This is a genomic window from Azospirillum halopraeferens DSM 3675 (genome assembly GCF_000429625.1).
In the GTDB taxonomy this organism is placed as follows: domain Bacteria; phylum Pseudomonadota; class Alphaproteobacteria; order Azospirillales; family Azospirillaceae; genus Azospirillum; species Azospirillum halopraeferens.
Window position 1 is genome coordinate 33,035 of sequence record NZ_KE386927.1, and the last position, 17,672, is coordinate 50,706.

The 17,672-nt window shown below is 72.1% G+C and carries 16 protein-coding genes and 1 tRNA gene; 14 read left to right on the forward strand and 3 right to left on the reverse strand.

Translation table 11 applies throughout. The features are described from left to right. The first annotated feature begins 149 nt into the window (after nt 1-149). The gene (locus tag G472_RS0124775) at nt 150-728 is read left to right on the forward strand and encodes a hypothetical protein (protein WP_029010526.1); all 579 of its coding nucleotides are present in this window, start codon (nt 150-152) and stop codon (nt 726-728) included. A gap of 50 nt (nt 729-778) precedes the next feature. Here the strand turns inward: G472_RS0124775 and G472_RS0124780 are convergent, their stop codons facing one another. Beyond that, nucleotides 779-2,698 (reverse strand): sigma 54-interacting transcriptional regulator, encoded by a 1,920-nt coding sequence (locus tag G472_RS0124780; protein ID WP_029010527.1) that lies wholly within the window; start codon nt 2,696-2,698, stop codon nt 779-781. Between the two features lie 183 nt (nt 2,699-2,881). On the opposite strand from G472_RS0124780, the gene G472_RS0124785 reads away from it, so the two are divergent. The 8 genes from G472_RS0124785 to G472_RS0124820 all read left to right on the forward strand — a co-directional run bounded on the left by G472_RS0124785 (nt 2,882) and on the right by G472_RS0124820 (nt 11,121). Continuing rightward, nucleotides 2,882-4,240, forward strand: a complete 1,359-nt coding sequence (locus tag G472_RS0124785) for a CmpA/NrtA family ABC transporter substrate-binding protein (RefSeq protein ID WP_029010528.1) — start codon at nt 2,882-2,884, stop codon at nt 4,238-4,240. Between the two features lie 15 nt (nt 4,241-4,255). Further along, nucleotides 4,256-5,095, forward strand: coding sequence for a nitrate ABC transporter permease (gene ntrB, locus G472_RS0124790; RefSeq protein ID WP_029010529.1), 840 nt, complete (start codon nt 4,256-4,258; stop codon nt 5,093-5,095). A gap of 4 nt (nt 5,096-5,099) precedes the next feature. Further along, the gene (locus tag G472_RS35480; RefSeq protein WP_035693696.1) at nt 5,100-6,026 is read left to right on the forward strand and encodes an ABC transporter ATP-binding protein; all 927 of its coding nucleotides are present in this window, start codon (nt 5,100-5,102) and stop codon (nt 6,024-6,026) included. Then, nucleotides 6,023-6,511: a cyanase gene (gene cynS, locus G472_RS35485; protein ID WP_051341231.1), complete on the forward strand. Its 489-nt coding sequence runs from the start codon at nt 6,023-6,025 to the stop codon at nt 6,509-6,511. Before G472_RS35480 ends, cynS begins: the two co-directional genes overlap by 4 nt. An 84-nt stretch (nt 6,512-6,595) precedes the next feature. Next, nucleotides 6,596-7,063, forward strand: a complete 468-nt coding sequence (locus G472_RS0124805; protein WP_029010530.1) for a nuclear transport factor 2 family protein — start codon at nt 6,596-6,598, stop codon at nt 7,061-7,063. Then, complete coding sequence (locus tag G472_RS0124810) at nt 7,060-9,045, forward strand: methyl-accepting chemotaxis protein (protein ID WP_029010531.1); 1,986 nt, start codon at nt 7,060-7,062, stop codon at nt 9,043-9,045. Before G472_RS0124805 ends, G472_RS0124810 begins: the two co-directional genes overlap by 4 nt. Before the next feature lie 113 nt (nt 9,046-9,158). Beyond that, on the forward strand, nt 9,159-10,205 hold the full coding sequence (locus G472_RS0124815; protein ID WP_029010532.1) for a sodium-dependent bicarbonate transport family permease: 1,047 nt from the start codon (nt 9,159-9,161) through the stop codon (nt 10,203-10,205). Nucleotides 10,206-10,224: 19 nt separating this feature from the next. Beyond that, the gene (locus tag G472_RS0124820; protein ID WP_029010533.1) at nt 10,225-11,121 is read left to right on the forward strand and encodes a LysR substrate-binding domain-containing protein; all 897 of its coding nucleotides are present in this window, start codon (nt 10,225-10,227) and stop codon (nt 11,119-11,121) included. A gap of 116 nt (nt 11,122-11,237) precedes the next feature. Here the strand turns inward: G472_RS0124820 and G472_RS35490 are convergent, their stop codons facing one another. Together G472_RS35490 and G472_RS0124830 are read right to left on the reverse strand one after the other, a co-directional pair. Next, a complete protein-coding gene (locus G472_RS35490; protein ID WP_051341232.1) occupies nt 11,238-11,606 on the reverse strand; it encodes a ribbon-helix-helix domain-containing protein in 369 nt (122 codons plus the stop codon). Nucleotides 11,607-11,663: 57 nt separating this feature from the next. Beyond that, nucleotides 11,664-12,245 carry a DJ-1/PfpI family protein gene (locus G472_RS0124830; RefSeq protein ID WP_029010534.1) on the reverse strand — a complete coding sequence of 194 codons (582 nt, stop codon included), beginning with the start codon at nt 12,243-12,245 and terminating at the stop codon, nt 11,664-11,666. Nucleotides 12,246-12,465: 220 nt separating this feature from the next. Between G472_RS0124830 and G472_RS0124835 the strand changes: the two genes are divergently transcribed. The 5 genes from G472_RS0124835 to cas2 all read left to right on the forward strand — a co-directional run bounded on the left by G472_RS0124835 (nt 12,466) and on the right by cas2 (nt 17,504). Beyond that, nucleotides 12,466-12,541: transfer RNA gene (locus G472_RS0124835), tRNA-Ala, on the forward strand. Nucleotides 12,542-12,876: 335 nt separating this feature from the next. Beyond that, on the forward strand, nt 12,877-16,104 hold the full coding sequence (gene cas9, locus G472_RS35495; protein ID WP_051341235.1) for a type II CRISPR RNA-guided endonuclease Cas9: 3,228 nt from the start codon (nt 12,877-12,879) through the stop codon (nt 16,102-16,104). Then, on the forward strand, nt 16,101-16,268 hold the full coding sequence (locus G472_RS39140) for a hypothetical protein (protein ID WP_211100253.1): 168 nt from the start codon (nt 16,101-16,103) through the stop codon (nt 16,266-16,268). Before cas9 ends, G472_RS39140 begins: the two co-directional genes overlap by 4 nt. A 26-nt stretch (nt 16,269-16,294) precedes the next feature. After that, nucleotides 16,295-17,155 carry a type II CRISPR-associated endonuclease Cas1 gene (gene cas1, locus G472_RS35500; RefSeq protein WP_051341236.1) on the forward strand — a complete coding sequence of 287 codons (861 nt, stop codon included), beginning with the start codon at nt 16,295-16,297 and terminating at the stop codon, nt 17,153-17,155. A gap of 49 nt (nt 17,156-17,204) precedes the next feature. Beyond that, a complete protein-coding gene (gene cas2, locus G472_RS0124850; RefSeq protein WP_245593576.1) occupies nt 17,205-17,504 on the forward strand; it encodes a CRISPR-associated endonuclease Cas2 in 300 nt (99 codons plus the stop codon). Nucleotides 17,505-17,672: the final 168 nt, after the last annotated feature.

Sequence of the window (17,672 nt, forward strand, 5' to 3'; positions counted from 1 at the left end):
TACGTCTTTGGGCGGATCTCTGCCACGCCGCGGCGGCGGGTGCAAGGGCCAAGCGGACCGCGGGGCATAGGCCCTCCGTCCGGTTGGCAGGGCGGCTCCACGCCCCGACCTGTGACGGAGCCCCCAACCGGACGGAAGGACCGACCGCCATGATCGACGCCCGCGCCGCGCTGCTTGCGCTGCTGCTGGTCTGCGCCGCCGGCCCGGCGGCCGCGCGCGACGCCGCCCTGCCGCCCAACGCCCTGACCCTGTTCGGCGCGCGCATGACCGACAACACCTTCGACGAGGTGCTGACCGGCCGGAACATCGGCTGGATCGACGCCACCCTGGTGGGCATTGCCGGCTCGCACCGCCTGTACGACATCGGCGGCGCCCGCCTGGAGGCGGAGGCGCAGGTGGTACGCCATTTCGGCGACCAGACCCATTGGGAGTTCAACGCCCTGGTCACCGGCCGCTGGCACCGTTTCCCGTGGAGCGACACCCTGCACACCAGCGTCGCCTGGGGCATCGGCCCGTCCTACGCTACGCAGAAGCCCGCCGCCGAACTGGCCCGCAGCGGCACCACGGAACGGCTGCTGGTCTATTGGATGGCGGAACTGGAGGTCGGTCCGGCCGACCAAGACTGGAGCGTCCTGGCCCGCCTGCACCACCGCTCCACCGGCTTCGACCTGCTGGGCGACGGCGGCGGCTCCAACTGGGTCACGGCGGGGCTGCGCTGGCGCTTCTGAGGCGGCGGGCGGGAGAGTGGTCGCTTCGGGCCCTGCGCTGCCGGTCCGCTCTACGCACCCCCCCGCGCCCGTTCCCGGACGGAGCGCAGGTCGATGCCCAGCGTTTTGGCGCGGGAGGTGACGGTGGTCGGGGGCAGGCCCAGCAGGGCGGCGGCGCCGCCGGCGCCGGACACCTTGCCGCCGGCCGCTTCCAGGGCGGCCAGCAGGTTGGCGCGTTCGCGGGCGCGGCGGTCCCGTTCGGTCTCGAAGGCCGCGGCCGGGGCGGCGGCGGCGGGGTCGGACACGGCGGGCGCCCCGGGCGTCTCCGGCTCCGGGGTGGGCAGGTCCAGGCGGATGCGGCCCTGGCGGGCGAGGATGGCGGCGCGCTCGATGACGTTCTGCAATTCGCGCACGTTGCCCGGCCAGCGGTAGGCGGTCAGCGCCCGCACGTCGCCCTCCGTCAGGGTGAGGTCGCCGGTGTTCAGCTTGCGCGCCGCGTCGCGCAGGAAATGGGCGGCCAGCAGCGGGATGTCTTCCGGCCGGTCGCGCAGGGCCGGGGATTCGATGGGGAAGACGTTCAGGCGAAAATAAAGGTCGCGGCGGAAGCGACCGCGCTCCACCTCGGCGCGCAGGTCGCGGTTGGTGGCGGCGACGATGCGCACGTCCACCTTGCGCGTGCGCTCCTCCCCCACCCGCTCGAACTGGCCGTCCTGAAGCACGCGCAGCAGCTTGCTTTGCAGATCGGCGGGGATCTCGCCCACCTCGTCCAGGAACAGGGTGCCGCCGTCGGCCAGCTCGAAGCGGCCGACCCGGTCGCGCAGGGCGCCGGAGAAGGCGCCGCGGGTGTGGCCGAAGAACTCGCTCTCGAACAGCTCGCGCGGGATGGCGGCGCAGTTGACGCGGATCAGCGGCCGTTCGCTGCGCTGGCTCGCCTCGTGGATGGCGCGGGCGATCAGCTCCTTGCCCGTACCGGACTCGCCGGTGATGAGGACCGAGGCGTCGGTCGGCGCCACCAGCTCCACCTGCTGGAGGATCATGCGCACCGCCGCGCTGTCGCCGATGATGCCGCGGTGGTTGCGCGAGATGCGCACCTCCTCCTGCAGATAGGCGTTCTCCAGCTCCAGCCGCTCGCGCAGGCGGCCCACCTCGGCCAGGGCGGCGCGCAGCCGGTCGTCCGCCTCGCGGCGCTGCGAGACGTCGCGGAAGATGACCACCGCCCCCGCCACCGTGTCGCCGACACGGATGGGCGTGGAGGTGTACTCCACCCAGATCGGCGTGCCGTCGCGGCGCCAGAACACCTCGTCCGACACCCGGTGCACCTGGCCGTCGCGGAAGGCGGCGTAGATGGGGCACTCGTGGGCGGGGTAGACGGAGCCGTCGTGGCGGTGGTGGTGCATCACCGCGTGGATCTCGCGCCCCAGCAGCTCCTCGGCCGGCCAGCCGAGGATGCGCTCGGCCGCGGGGTTGACGAAGGTGGCCCGGCCCTCGGCGTTGACGCCGTAGATCCCCTCGCCGGCGGCCTGGAGGATGAGCTGGTTCTCCCGCTCGATGTCCTGGAAGACCCGCTCGACCCGCCGCCACTCGGCGATGCCGTCGCGCAGGTACAGCTCCCCCTCCTCCTCGATGTCGCGGCGGCGGCGGGCGTCCAGATCGCCCAGCGCCAGCAGCATCAGCCGGTCGCCGGGCAGCAGCGTGCCCGCGTACTCCAGCCGCAGGGTCCGCCCGCCCGCGTGGGCGGGGGTCAGGCGGCGGGTCCAGTAGGTGCCCTTGGTCAGCACCGCCTCGGTGAAGACCAGCAGCGCCGGCTCCTGCCCGCGGTGCAGCTCGGTCACCGTGGTGCGGCGCAGATGGTCGCGGTCATAGCCCAGCAGCCGGCAGGCCGCCGGGTTGGCGTCGCGGATGCGCCCGCTCGCCAGCTCCACCACCAGGCAGGCGTCGGCGTTGCGCTCGAACGCCGGACCGTAGTCGGCCACCGCCGCGCTCCCCTCCATGACCCACACTCACGAGTTTTCGTCAATCCACTGACGATCTTTCGTCATTGACGATTTTTCGTCAATGGAAGATCGGCCGGGACGCCCGGAAATCCGCCACCGCGGCGCTGGCATGCCTCTTGCTCCTACCGAGGTATGCCGGACGCGAGCGCCCGCGTCGCCAGTGGAGAGGGGACAGACAGCATGGCCACGTTTGACGATCCGTTCGATTCCTCGCGCACGCTGACCCGCCGCGGCTGCTCCTGCGGCCGTCACGCGTCACAGGCGGACCACGACGCGGCGGCGGCCGGCGAGGAGGCGCGGCTGACCCGCGTGGTGGAAGGGGCGGTCATGCGCGCCCTCTTCCCCAACGACGCGACGCGGCGCGCCTTCCTGCGCGCGGTCGGCACCTCGACGGCCGCCGCGGCGGTCGCCTCGGTGCTGCCGCTGGGCCTGGTGACGGAAGCCTTCGCCGCCACCGGGCCGCTGGAGAAGACCGACCTGAAGGTGGGCTTCATCCCCATCACCTGCGCCACGCCGATCATCATGGCCCACCCCATGGGCTTCTACGCCAAGCAGAAGCTGAACGTGGAGGTGGTGAAGACGGCGGGCTGGGCGGTGATCCGCGACAAGACGCTGAACGCCGAATACGACGCCGCCCACATGCTGTCGCCGATGCCGCTGGCGATCACCCTGGGGGCCGGCTCCAATCCCATCCCCTACACCATGCCGGCGGTGGAGAACGTCAACGGCCAGGCCATCACCCTGGCCATGAAGCACAAGGACCGGCGCGATCCCAAGGACTGGAAGGGCTTCAAGTTCGCCGTCCCGTTCGACTACTCCATGCACAACTACCTGCTGCGCTATTATCTGGCGGAAGCCGGGCTCGACCCCGACACCGATGTCCAGATCCGCGCCGTGCCGCCGCCCGAGATGGTCGCCAATCTGCGCGCCGACAACCTCGACGGCTTCCTGGCGCCCGACCCGGTGAACCAGCGCGCGGTGTACGACGGCGTCGGCTTCATCCACACCCTGTCCAAGGAAATCTGGGACCGTCACCCCTGCTGCGCCTTCGCGGCGTCGGAAAAGTTCGTGACGGAGATGCCCAACACCTACGCCGCCCTGCTGCGGGCGATCATGGAATCCACCGCCTACGCCACCCGGCCGGAGAACCGCAAGGAGATCGCCGCCGCCATCGCCCCCGCCAACTACCTGAACCAGCCGGTGACGGTGGTGGAGCAGGTGCTGACCGGCACCTTCGCCGACGGGCTGGGCAACGTGAAGCGGGTGCCCGACCGCATCGACTTCGACCCGTTCCCGTGGGAGTCCTTCGCGGTGTGGATCCTCACGCAGATGAAGCGCTGGGGCCAGATCAAGGGCGACGTGGACTACGCCGGGGTGGCGCGCAAGGTCTTCCTCGCCACCGACGCCGCCCGCCTGATGCAGGAGGCCGGGCTGACCCCGCCGCAGGCCACGAGCAAGAGCTTCTCCGTCATGGGCAAGCCGTTCGACCCGGCCGACCCGGAGGGCTACATCGCCTCCTTCGCCATCAAGCGCACCTGACGGGAGGGAGTGATCATGACCGGTTCCCTCACCCTGCGCGCCGGGCTTCTCTCGTGCATCCTGCTGACCGCCTTCCTGGTGGTCTGGCACCTGGCGACCCGCGGCGCCGGGGTCGCCGTCGAGATGGACCCGGAATACGCCGCGCTGATGGGCGCCACCGCCACCCAGGGCGTCTCGGCCATGCCGGGCCCGCTGGAGGTCGGCGCCACCCTGTGGCGGCACCTGCGCGACCCCTTCTACGTCAACGGCACCAACGACATGGGGGTGGGCATCCAGATCGCCTACTCGATCGCCCGGGTCGGCATCGGCTATCTGCTGGCGGTGGCGGTGGCGGTGCCCGTCGGCTTCCTCATCGGCATGTCGCCGCTGATGTCGCGGGCACTGGACCCCTTCATCCAGGTGATGAAGCCCATCTCGCCGCTCGCCTGGATGCCGCTCGCCCTCTACACCATCAAGGACAGCGGGCTGTCGGCCATCTTCGTCATCTTCATCTGCTCCCTGTGGCCGATGCTGGTGAACACCGCCTTCGGCGTGGCGAGCGTGCGCAAGGAGTGGCTGAACGTAGCCCGCACGCTGGAGGTCGGGCCGCTGCGCCGCGCCTTCCTGGTGATCCTGCCGGCCGCGGCCCCCACCATCCTCACGGGCATGCGCATTTCCATCGGCATCGCATGGCTGGTGATCGTCGCCGCCGAGATGCTCGTGGGCGGCACCGGCATCGGCTACTTCGTGTGGAACGAGTGGAACAACCTGTCCATCACCAACGTGATCACCGCGATCCTGGTGATCGGCGTGATCGGGATGATCCTCGACCAGATGCTGGCGCGCCTTGCCCGCCTCGTGACCTTCCCGGAGTGACCCGATGACCACACCACGCTTCATCTCCATGGAAGGCATCGCGCGGCGCTACCCGGCGCCGGGCGGCGGCCGGACCACCATCTTCGAGGACCTCTGGCTGCCGGTGCAGCGCGGTGAGTTCGTCTGCGTCATCGGCCATTCCGGCTGCGGCAAGACCACGGTGCTGAACATCCTCGCCGGCCTCGACAGCCCCAGCGAGGGCACGGTGATCGTCGACGGGCAGGCCATCTCCGGGCCCAGCCTGGACCGCGCCGTCATCTTCCAGGGCCACGCCCTGCTGCCGTGGCGCAGCGTGCTGGGCAACGTCACCTTCGCCGTGCGCTCGCGCTGGCCGGACAAGCCGCGCGAGTGGGTGGAGGCGCAGGCCCGCCGCTTCATCGCCCTGGTCGGCCTGGCCGGGGCCGAGCGCAAGCGCCCGGCGGAGCTGTCGGGCGGTATGAAGCAGCGCGTCGGCATCGCCCGCGCCCTGTCCATCGAGCCCAAGATCCTGCTGATGGACGAGCCGTTCTCGGCCCTGGACGCGCTGACCCGCGGCACCCTGCAGGACGAGGTGCGGCGCATCTGCCTGGACACCGGCCAGACCACCTTCATGATCACCCACGACGTGGACGAGGCCATGTACCTGGCCGACCGCATCGTGCTGATGACCAACGGCCCCGGCGCCTGCATCGCCGAGATCGTCGAGAACCCGCTGCCGCGCGAGCGCGACCGCACCGACCTGCACCGCCACCCCCACTACTACACCCTGCGCAACCACCTGCTGGACTTCCTGGTGACGCGCAGCCGCACCTTCCGCGACTCCCCCCCGCCCGGCTACGACCGGCGCCACCCGCCCGTCGTCCGCCCCGGCGCCGCACCGCAGCCGGTGCCGGTGCCCGAGACCGGCGACACCCTCCCCCTCGCCCAGTTTGCCAACCGGAGACATCCATGAAGCGCGAAGACCTGACCGAGAAGATCCTCGACATGAAGCGGGAGAAGGGCCTGACCTGGGCCGCCATCGCCGAGACCATCGGCGGCTATTCCCCGATCTTCATCACCGCCGCGCTGATGGGCCAGATGAAGCTGCCGATGCCGCAGGCGCAGAAGGCGGCCGCCCTGTTCGGCCTGACCGAGGCGGAGACGAAGCTGCTGAACGAGGTGCCCTACCGCGGCTCGCTGCCGACGCTGCCGCCCACCGACCCGCTGATCTACCGCCTGTACGAGGTGGTCCAGGTCTACGGCACCACCCTGAAGGAGCTGATCCAGGAGCAGTACGGCGACGGCATCATGTCCGCCATCGACTTCGACATGGAGATGGAGCGCCAGCCCAACCCCAAGGGCGACCGGGTGAAGCTGACGCTGACCGGCAAGTTCCTGCCCTACAAGTACTACGGCGCCGAGGACGGCCTGCCCGACTACGGCTACGGCAATCCCTGATGCCCGATCCGGGGGCCGGGCCGTCCGGTCCCGCCCCCGCGCCTTCCCACCGCGAGACCCGTTCCCCGAGAAAGGTCCGGCCCCATGGCCCAACGCCCGCCCCTGCCGCCGTTCACGGCGGAGACCGCCGCGCAGAAGGTCCGCATGGCGGAAGACGCCTGGAACACCCGCGATCCGCAGCGGGTGGCCCTGGCCTACACCGAGGACAGCCGCTGGCGCAACCGGTCGGAGTTCTTCACCGGCCGCCCCGCCATCGTCGCCTTCCTGACCCGCAAATGGGAAAAGGAGCACGACTACCGCCTGATCAAGGAGCTGTGGGCGTGCCTGGACAACCGCATCGCCGTGCGGTTCTGCTATGAATGGCACGACGCCGCCGGGCAGTGGTTCCGCGCCCACGGCAACGAGCAGTGGGAGTTCGACGCCGACGGTTTGATGCGCCGGCGCGAGGCCAGCATCAACGACGTGCCCATCGCCGCCGCCGACCGCCTGTTCCTGTGGGAGCCCGGCCCGCGTCCCGCCGACCATCCCGGCCTGAGCGAGCTGGGCCTTTGAGCGCCGCCGCCGGGGACCCGCGCCGGCGCTGCACGCAACTGGGCGTGCAGCTCGGCGCCCTGGCGACGACGCTGATCGACGAGGAGCGCGTGCTGGAGGCGACCGACGCCCGCAAGGCGCTGCTCGCCGACTTCGCCGATTTCCGGGCGCCGCTGGGCCTGGCCATGGGCCATCTGCGCGGCTTCCTGTCCACCGGCGACCCCGCCCTGCGCCGGGCCTTCGACGCCGCCTACGGCAAGGCCGCGGCGGCGCGCCGGCGCATCGCCGACAGCGCGCCGCTGCTGACCGCCACCCAGGCGGTGGTGGCCGACACCATCGCCCGCCTGGCGGAGGAGCTGGACGGCGTGGTCGCCACCCTGCTGGCCGCGGAGCCGCCGCGCCGCAGCGTCGCCACCGCCGCCGGGGCCGCCGGCGAGGCGTGCGCCCGCCTGTCGGACCGGCTGACCGGTGCGCTCACCGCCATGCTCGACCGCGAACGCACCCTGCCGGCCACGCCGGAGCGCAAGGAGCTGCTGGCCCAGATCGTCGACGTGCGGGGGCCGGTGGGCATCGCGTCGTCGCACCTGCGCGACTATCTGCTGGACGGCGACCCCGCCGGCCGGCGCCTGTTCGCCCGCTTCCACGGCCGCGCCGCCGAGGCCATGGCGCGGCTGGAGGCCATGCAGCCCCTGATGGTGGCGGAACAGGGCACCGCCTTCGCCGAGGTGCGGGCCGCCTGGACGGCGTACGGCCCGGGCGCGCGCGACGCCATGGCCGCCCGCGACGCCGCCGACGCCGCCGCGGCAACCTCCGGTGCCGGCGGTGCTGCCGACCGGCTGACGGTGGCGGCGGGCATCCTCGCCGTGGCGGTGCCGGCGCTGGCGTTCGCCCTGCACGGCGGCGCCCCGGCGGCGGCGGCCCTGTGCCAGCTCGCCGGGCTGGCGGGTCTGGCCGTCTGGTACCGGCTGCGGCGCGGCCGGCCGCTGGCCGCGGCCACCGCGGCCCTGGACGCCCTGGCCGGCGGCGGGGAGCCGCCGCCCGGTGCCGTTCCCGGCCGGCTCGGCTGGTCGGTGGAGCGGCTGCGGCTGACCGTGGCCGACCTGTCGGGCGAGCTGTCGGCCACCGTCGACGAACACCGCCACCAGGTGGTGGAGCGGCGCCAGGCGATGCTGCGCCTCAGCGACGGCTTTTCCACCGGCATGGCCGACGCGGTGGCGGCGGTGGAGGCCGATGTCCGCACCCTGTTCGACCAGGTGGGGGCCATCCGCACCCTGGCCGCCGCCATCGAGGCGGAGGCGGGCGCCATCGACGCCGCCAGCGGCACCGCCACCGCCAACCTGTCGGCCATCACCGCCGCCGTCCACGAGACGTCGGTCACCGCCACCGAGATCCGCCGGCAGGTGGACCGGTCGCTGGCCATCCAGCGCACCGCGGCGGTGTCGGTGGAGGCCGCCGCCGGCATCAGCCGCGACCTGGAGGAGTCCACCGGCCGCATCGACGCCGTGGTCGGCATGATCGAAAAGGTGGCGACCGAGATCCAGGTGCTGGCCCTGAACGCCACCATCGAGGCGGCCCGCGCCGGCGAGGCCGGGCGCGGCTTCTCCGTGGTGGCCGGGGAGGTCAAGACGCTGGCCACCCGGACCATGCAGATGACCGGCGACATCCGCGATCTGGTGGCGGCGGTCCAGGGAGGCTCCGCGCGCACCGCCGCGGTGGTCGCCGACTTCCGCCGCGTCGTCGACGAGGCCGACGCGGTCACCGGCGTGATCGGCACCGCGACGGCGCAGCAGGCCGATGCCGCCGCCGACATCGCCCGCGCCACCGCCGGGGCCAACGACCAGGTGGGCGGCGTGGTTGCCGCCATCCGCACCTTCCGCACCGGCGTCGAGCGCTCGCGGGCTGCCGCCGGCCTGCTGGAGGATCTGGCCGCCGGGCTGGCCGGACGGGCCCGCGACCTGCACGACCGGTCCGACCGCTTCGTCGCGGGGGTGCGGGCGAGCTGACCGCCACACCCATTGACGATTTCAATGCAACTCATTGAAAGGATCGGCTTCCACAATGCCGCAGTGCACTCCATAGTCCCGGCCATCCTGAGACACCCCTGGAGAGACCGGGAATGGACGCCATTCTGCCCGCCGCGACCCTGGATACACTGCTGTCCGCCCCCATCCTGTTCTTCATGCTGGGGGCTGCCATCGCTCTGGCGGGGTCGCACATTCCCATTCCCGAGGGGTTCGGCAAGGCGCTGGCCGCCTATCTGCTGGTGGCGATCGGCCTGAAGGGCGGCGTGGCGCTGGCCGGGGCCGACGCGGCGTCGGTGATGCCGGTGCTGCTGACGGCGGCGGCGCTCAGCCTGACCATGCCGGTTCTGGCGTTCGGCCTGCTGCGCTCGGCCGTGCGGCTGGACCGGGTGAACGCGGCGGCGGTGGCGGCCCATTACGGATCGGTCAGCCTGGTCACCTTCGTCGCCGCCACCAAGCTGCTGGAAAGCCAGGGGATCGGCTTCGGCGGCCACATGGTGGCGGCGCTGGCGGTGATGGAGGCGCCGGCCATCGTCACCGGGCTGGTGCTGGCCGGGGCGGCCGGCGGCGCGGCGGCGCTGGGCGCGGGGGCCGGCGGCGGCACGGTCACCGTGTCGGGGGGTGGCTTCGGCGGCGGTTTCGGGGGCGGCCGGGTGCGCGAGGCGGTGCGCGAGGCGGCGCTGAACGGCTCGGTCCTGCTGCTGGCCGGCGCCATCCTGGTGGGTCTGGTGATCGGCGCGCCGGGGCTGGAGCGGATGCACGGCCTGTTCGTGGCGCCGTGGGACGGGGTGCTCTGCCTGTTCCTGCTGGAGATGGGCTACCTGGCGGCGTCGCGGCTGCGCAGCGCCCTGGCGCTGGGTCCCCGGCTGCTGGCCTTCGGCATCGGCATGCCGCTGCTGGGCGGCCTGATCGGGCTGGCCGCCGCCATGGCGCTGGGGCTGGGCGTGGGCGACACCGCCCTGCTGGCGACGCTGTGCGGCAGCGCCTCCTACATCGCGGTGCCGGCGGCCCTGCGCCACGCCCTGCCCGGTGCCGATCCCGGCGTGTCGCTGCCGCTGGCGCTGGGCATCACCTTCCCCTTCAACATCCTGCTGGGCGTGCCGCTGTACCTGATGCTCGCGCGGGCGGTGGCGGGCGGGTAAGCTGGCCCGGGGAGGGGCCATGCCGACACCGTTGCCGCCGTTCGACCTCGATCTCCTGCGCACCTTCGTCACCATCGCCGACAGCGGCGGCTTCACCCGGGCCGCCGAGCGGCTGGGGCGCACCCAGTCCACCATCAGCCTGCAGATCAAACGGCTGGAGGACGGGCTGGGGCGGCGCCTGTTCGAGCGCACCGGCCGCACCCTGGCCCTGACGCCGGAGGGGGAGCTGCTGCTGGCCTACGCCCGGCGCCTGCTGGCGACCGCCGGCGAGGCCATGGCCCGCCTGATGGAGCCCGACGTGGGCGGGGTGGTGCGGCTGGGCACGCCGGAGGATTTCGCCACCGTCCACCTGCCCGACGTGCTGTGGCGGTTCGCCCGCGCCCACCCGCAGGTGCGCCTGGAGGTCAACTGCGACTTCACCGCCAACCTGCTGGACGGCTTCTCCCGGGGGGAATACGACCTGGTGCTGTGCAAGCGCGAGCCTCAGGGGGCGTCGGGCGGCATCGGCGTGTGGCGGGAACCGCTGGTGTGGGCCGCCACGGAACGGCTGCTGGACGAGGATTCGGGCAACGGCCCGGTGCCGCTGGTGCTGGCCCCCTACCCCGACATCTACCGCAAGCGGGCGCTGGAGGCGCTGGAGGCGCGCGGGCTGCCGTGGCGCATCGTCTACACCAGCCCCAGCCTGGCGGGGGTTCAGGCGGCGGTGCGCGCCGGGCTGGGCATCACCATCCTGCCCAAGGCGATGCTGGCCGCCGGGTTCCACATCGTGGGGGAGGAGCGCGGCCTGCCCGCCCTGGCCGACACGGAGGTGGCGCTCTACCGCGCCGCCGGCGCCCTGCCCAAGGCGGCGGAGCTGCTGGCCGAGCACATCGTGCGCTCGCTGGAGAGCCCGCGCACCGACGCCGCGGCGGGCTGAGCGCCCGCCCCGGCCCCCATCGGTTTTCCCAATGGCGGCCATTGGCCGGCGCCCGTTGCGGCGGCGGCGGCGCGACGCCACATGGCGGGTCGCCCCGAACGCCCGTCGCCGTTCCGTCAGCGGCCGGCGGCGAGTCCGGCGCCCGAGTGCGGCACGACGGCGGCGGAGCGGCGGGGGTGACCCAGTGCCCCCGCCGCGCGGGCGTCCGCCCGTTCCTCCTGCCCGGCCACCAGAGTCAGGTAGCGCAGGCAGCTCACCCGCAGGAAGGAGGCGAGGTTGGGCACGTCGCCGCGGTACTCCACGATCTCGTCATAGAGCTTGGCGATGAGCTGGTTGGTGGTCATGCCGTCGCGCGCCGCGATCTCGCCCAGCACGTCCCAGAACAGGGCTTCCAGGCGGATGCTGGTGACCACCCCGTGGATGCGCAGCGAGCGCGAGCGGCATTCATAGAGGGCCGGATCGGCCTTGACGTAGATTTCGCACATGGCGTCCACCCTCCCCGCTCGCGCCCGCCGTCGGCGGCTGATCGTCCGGAGTGCGGATTATAGCTCGATCCGCGTTCCCAGCACAGCCAGGAACTGGCCGAGCCACGCGGGGTGGGCCGGCCAGGCCGGGGCGGTGACCAGGGTGCCGTCGGTGACGGCGCCGTCGATGGGGATGTCGGCGTAGGTGCCGCCGGACATCTCCACGTCCGGCCGGCAGGCGGGATAGGCGGACACGCGCCGCCCCTTGGTCACCCCGGCGGCGGCCAGGAGCTGGGCTCCGTGGCACACCGCGGCGATGGGCTTGCCGGCGGCGTCGAAGGCGCGGACGAGGGCGATCACCCGCTCGTCCAGGCGCAGGTATTCCGGCGCGCGGCCGCCGGGGATGAGCAGGGCGTCGTAATCCTCGGCCCGCGCGGTCTCGAAGTCGGCGTTGAGGGTGAAGTTGTGCCCGCGCTTTTCGGAATAGGTCTGGTCCCCTTCGAAATCGTGGATGGCGGTGGCGATGCGCTCGCCCGCCCGCTTGCCGGGGCACACGGCGTCGACGCGGTGGCCGACGGCCAGCAGCGTCTGGAACGGCACCATGGTCTCGTAGTCCTCGGCGAAGTCGCCGGCCAGCAGCAGGATCCTCTTGGCGCCCATGGTCGTCTCTCCCTGGTTTCGGTTGCGCGGCCCGCATGGTGCCACCACCGTCCGGGGCGATGGTAACAGCCCGCTACTATGGGGCTGATTTTCCGCGGCGCGGACGGTCCGCGCCCCCTCCCGAAGAACCTGCGGCACCACGCTTTTTCCGCTTGCACGGCCGCCCGGAAGGCCCTATTTATCCGGTCCCGCGCGGCACCCAGAGCCGCCGGCGAGTTTCGGGGCCATAGCTCAGCTGGGAGAGCGCTACAATGGCATTGTAGAGGTCAGGAGTTCGATCCTCCTTGGCTCCACCAAAACAGACGAAAGCCCGGCTCAGCGATGAGCCGGGCCTTTTGCTTTGCCGCCGGCCGGGCGCAACACGCGGGCCGGTTCAGGGGCGTCCGGACGGACACCAACAAAAAGGGGCAGGCCGTAGCCTGCCCCGCATCTTGTGCCCGCCGAAGCAGGCTTGTTAACGGCCAGACCCCGGTTTCCCATCGGCTAAACAGGTATCGGTTCCGGCAGGGGAAAGATTAGCAGAACTCTTCACGCGGTCAAGCGTCGTGATACGCTCCCCCGTGGATGGAGTTCGGCGCCGGCTTTGCGTCCGAACACGTGTGCACTCTTTCTCGTGGAGCGGACCGACCCCATGCAGCCCTACCGCCTGTCGCTCGACCTCGGCACCAACTCGCTCGGCTGGTGCGTTCTCGATCTGGATCATGACGGACAGCCCCGGGGGGTGCGGCGCCTCGGCGTGCGCATCTTCACCGACGGGCGCAACCCGCAGGACAAAAGCTCCCTGGCGGTGGCGCGGCGGCTGGCGCGGCAGATGCGGCGGCGGCGCGACCGCACGGTGGTGCGGCGCACCCGGCTGATGGCGGCGCTGATCCGCTTCGGCCTGATGCCGGCCGACCGCGCCGCGCGCAAGGCGCTGGAACGGCTGGACCCGCTGGCGCTGCGCGCCCGCGGCGTGGACGAGCGGCTGGACCCCCACGAGATCGGCCGGGCGCTGTTCCACATCAACCGGCGCCGCGGCTTCAAGTCGGTGCGCGGCACCGGCGACCCGGAGGAGGCGGGCAAGATCCGTCCCGCCATCGGCCGGCTGGAGGCGCGCATGGCGGACACCGGCGCGCCGACGCTCGGCGCCTTCTTCGCCTGGCTGCGCGCCAACGGCCACAGCGTGCGCGCCCGCCCGGTGGGCCGCGGCGCCCGGGCCGAGTTCCCCTTCTACCCCGCCCGCCCCATGCTGGAGGCGGAGTTCGACGCGCTGTGGGCGGCCCAGGCGCCCCACCACCCCGGCCTGCTGACCGAGGAGGCTCGCGCCACGCTGCGCCGGCGCATCTTCCACCAGCGACCGCTGAAGCCGCCGCCGGTCGGCAAATGCTCCCTGATCCCCGAGGATCGGCGGGCGCCGCGCGCCCTGCCGTCGGCGCAGCGCTTCCGGCTGCTGAGCGAGCTGGCCAACCTCAGGATCATCGCCCCGGACCGCAGCGAGCGGCCGCTCAGCATGGAGGAGCGCGACGCCATCCTGCGCGCCGCGCGCGCCAAGCCCGCGAAGAAGGCCATCAGCTTCAAGGACATCCGCAAGGTGCTGAAGCTCGGCTCGGAGGTGGAGTTCTCCCACGAATCGGCGCGCCGGCCGGAGCTGGCGACCGACGAGACGGCGGCGGTGCTGTCGGACAAGCGGCGCTTCGGCCCCCGCTGGGCCCGCCTGACCCCGGCGGAGCAGGACGAGATCGTCGAGCGCCTGCTGTCCGAGCCCGAGGAGGGCGCGCTGATCGACTGGCTGATCGCCCGCCCGGGGCTGGAGCCGGAGGCGGCGGCCCGCGTCGCCGATGCGCCGCTGCCCGATTTCCACATGAGCATCGGCCGGCGGGCGCTGGCCGCCCTGCTGCCGGTGATGGAGACGCACGCCGTCGACGGGCGGCCGATCCGCTATGACGAGGCGGTGCCGGTGGCCTTCCCCGGCCTGCACCATTCCGACCGCCGCCCGGGCGGGCGCCTGAACGCCCTGCCCTATTACGGCGCGGTGCTGGACCGCCACGTGGCCTTTGGCACCGGCGACCCCAAGGACCCGGTGGAAAAGCGCCTGGGCCGTCTCGCCAACCCCACGGTGCACATCGGGCTGAACCAGGTGCGCACGGTGGTCAACGCCCTGATCGACCGCTACGGCCGCCCGCAGGAGATCGTGGTGGAGCTGGCCCGCCCCCTGAAGCAGACCGCCGAGGCCCGCCGCAAGGCGGACAAGGAGCAGGCCGACAACCAGAAGAAGAACGAGGCGCGCAAGGAGCTGCTGCGCCGCGCCGGCGCCTCCGTCAACGGCCGCAACCTGATGAAGCTGCGCCTGTGGGAGGAGCAGGGAAGCGGCGTCGCCCGCCGCTGCCCCTACACCGGCCGGACCATCGGGCTGGAGCTGCTGCTGTCGGAAAAGGTGGACATCGACCACATCCTGCCCTTCTCGCAGAGCCTGGACGACAGCGCCGCCAACAAGGTGGTGTGCCTGACGGAGGCCAACCGGGAAAAGCGCAACCGCACCCCCTATGATGCCTTCCACCACGATCCGGCGCGCTGGGCGGTGATTCTCGGCTGCGTGGAGGACCTGCCGCCCAACAAGCGCTGGCGTTTCGCCGCCGACGCCATGCAGCGGTGGGACGCCGACGGCGGCTTCCTGGCCCGCCAGATCACCGACACGCAGTATCTGGCGCGGCTGGCGCGCGAGTACCTGCGCCACGTCTGCCACCCCGACCGGGTGCGCGTGTCGCCGGGACGGCTGACGGCGCTGCTGCGCCGGCGCTGGGGCATCGATTCGATCCTGCGCGACCACAACCGGGACGGCGGCGAGGCGCCGGCGGACGGCGCGGTGATCAAGAACCGCAACAACCACCTGCACCATGCTTTGGACGCCGCGGTGATCGGCTGCATCGACCAGGGCCTGGTGCAGCGGGTGGCGCAGGCGGCGCAGCGCGCGGAGGACCAGGGGCTGGACCGGCTGATGGACGATCTCGACCCGCCCTGGCCGGGCTTCCGCGACGAACTGGCGGCGCGCGTGCGCGCCGTCACCGTCTCCCACAAGCCCGAACACGGCACCGGCGGCCGGCTGCACGAGGACACCGCCTACGGCCCGACCACCGAATCGGAACGGGCCGAGGGGTTCAATCTCGTCTTCCGCAAGCCGCTGGACGGCCTGAGCGAGCGGGAGGTGGCGCGCATCCGCGACCCGCTGCTGCGCCGGGCGATGCAGGACCGCGTCGCCTTTCACAGGGCCGGCCCCGAGCGTCTTGACGTCAAGCAGGCGGTGATCCGGGCGGCCGAGGATCTGGCGGCGACGGAGCCGTGGGTGGGGGTGCGGCACGTCCGCCTGCTGACCAAGGAGGCGGCGCCCATCTGGCTGGCCGGGCCGGACGGCGAACCCTACAAGGGGCTGATCGCCGGCGACGTGCATCACATCGACGTCGTGGCCCTGCCCGATGGGCGCTGGGCCGGGCGCGCCGTGACGCTGTTCGATGCACGACGCACCGCCCTGCCCGACGGACGCGCCGCCCCCTGTGTTCCCGCGCCGGGCGAGCGCTTCGTCATGCGCCTGCACAAGGGGGATCTGATGAAGCTGGAGCACGACGGGCGCGAGCGCATCATGCGCGTGGCCCGTCTGGAGCCCGCCAACAACCGCCTGCGCATGGCCGAGCACAGCGAGGCCGGTGAACTGGACAAGCGCCACGCCGATCCCGACGACCCGTTCCGCTGGCTGATCATATCGTTCGACGTGCTGCGCCGGCGCCGGGCGCGGCGGGTGACGGCGGACCCGCTGGGCCGGGTGCGCGACCCCGGATTCCCCAAGTGGGCGGTGGAGCCGGGGCCGGACGGGGAGGCGGTGGCGTGACCGGCCGCATCGTCGAGATCGACGGGGACGGGCGCCACCTGTCCCTGTCCCGCGGTTTCCTGGTGGTGGAGAGCGGCGGGCGGGAGATCGGCCGGGTGCCGCTGGACGACATCGCCGCGGTGGTGGCGAACGCCCACGGCCTCATACCGTCGGCATCTGAATGATGCCGACGGTATGACCCTATCGATCAATGCAACGCATTGATCTGTCGGGTTTCACGGCCGGAAACCAATGGAACGGATCTTTTTCCGGCCGTATCACCTACACCAACAACGTCCTGCTGGCCCTGGTCGAGCGGGGAGCCGTGGTGGTGCTGTGCGGCCCCAACCACTCGCCCGCCGCCTTCCTGTGGCCGGTGGACGGCCACCACGTGCAGGCCCGGCGCATGCGCGCGCAACTGAACGTGCCGGCACCGCTGGAAAAGCGGCTGTGGCAGACACTGGTGCGCGCCAAGATCCGCCAGCAAGGCGCGGTGCTGGAGGCGCGCGGCGTGACGCCCGGCGCCTTCGAGTCGCTGGCGCGCCAGGTGCGCTCCGGCGACCCCGGCAACGTCGAGGCGCAGGCCGCCCGCCGCTATTGGCCGCTGCTGTTCGGCGAGGAGTTCCGGCGCGACCCCGAGGCCGGCGGGATGAACGGGCTGCTGAACTACGGCTACGCCATCCTGCGCTCCACCGTCGCGCGCGGCGTCATGGGGGCGGGGCTGCACGCCACGCCCGGCGTGTTCCACCACAACCGGTCGAACCCCCTGTGCCTGGTGGACGACCTGATGGAGCCGTTCCGCCCCTTCGTGGATCTCGCGGTGGCGCGGCTGGCCGACGCCGGCCACATGGCGGTCACTCCGCAGACGAAGCGTTTCCTGGCCCTGGTGCCGTCCCTCGACCTGCCCACCGCGGAGGGCACGACGCCGCTTTCCACGGTGGTGATGCGCGCGGCCACGTCGCTGGCGCAATCCTACGAATCGGGCACGGCGCTGCTCGATGTGCCCGGCGGCGACCCCGGCCGGGCGTGGGCGCCCATGCCGCTGGAATGGCCGGCACCCCCGGAGCCCTGAAACGGCCTGATCGGAGGCGCCCATGCTGAGCGGATACCGGATCATGTGGATGATGGTGCTGTTCGACCTCCCCGTCCTGACCAAACGCGAACGCAAGGCCGCGACGGCGTTCCGCATGTTCCTGCTGGATCAGGGATTCGAGATGTCGCAGTTCTCCGTCTACCTGCGCCACTGCGTCGGCCGGGAGCAGACGGAGACCCTCAGCCGCCGAATCGAAAAGGCGGTGCCCGCCACCGGCAAGGTCCACATCGTGCTGATCACGGACAAACAGTATGAAACCATCGTGTGCTTCGACGGCCGAATCCGCCAGCCTTCCCGGAAAAATCCGGAGCAATACGTCCTGTTCTGACCCCGCCACGCCGGAATCCGCGCAAAAAAATGGCGGGATAAGGCTTATTTCTCAGAGCCTTATCCCGTCAGGGAGTGTAGCCGATGGGAAACCGGGGTCCAGCCGCAACACAATGCCTATTGGGTGCAGGGCCTGTCCGAGTGTAGCCGATGGGAAACCGGGGTCCAG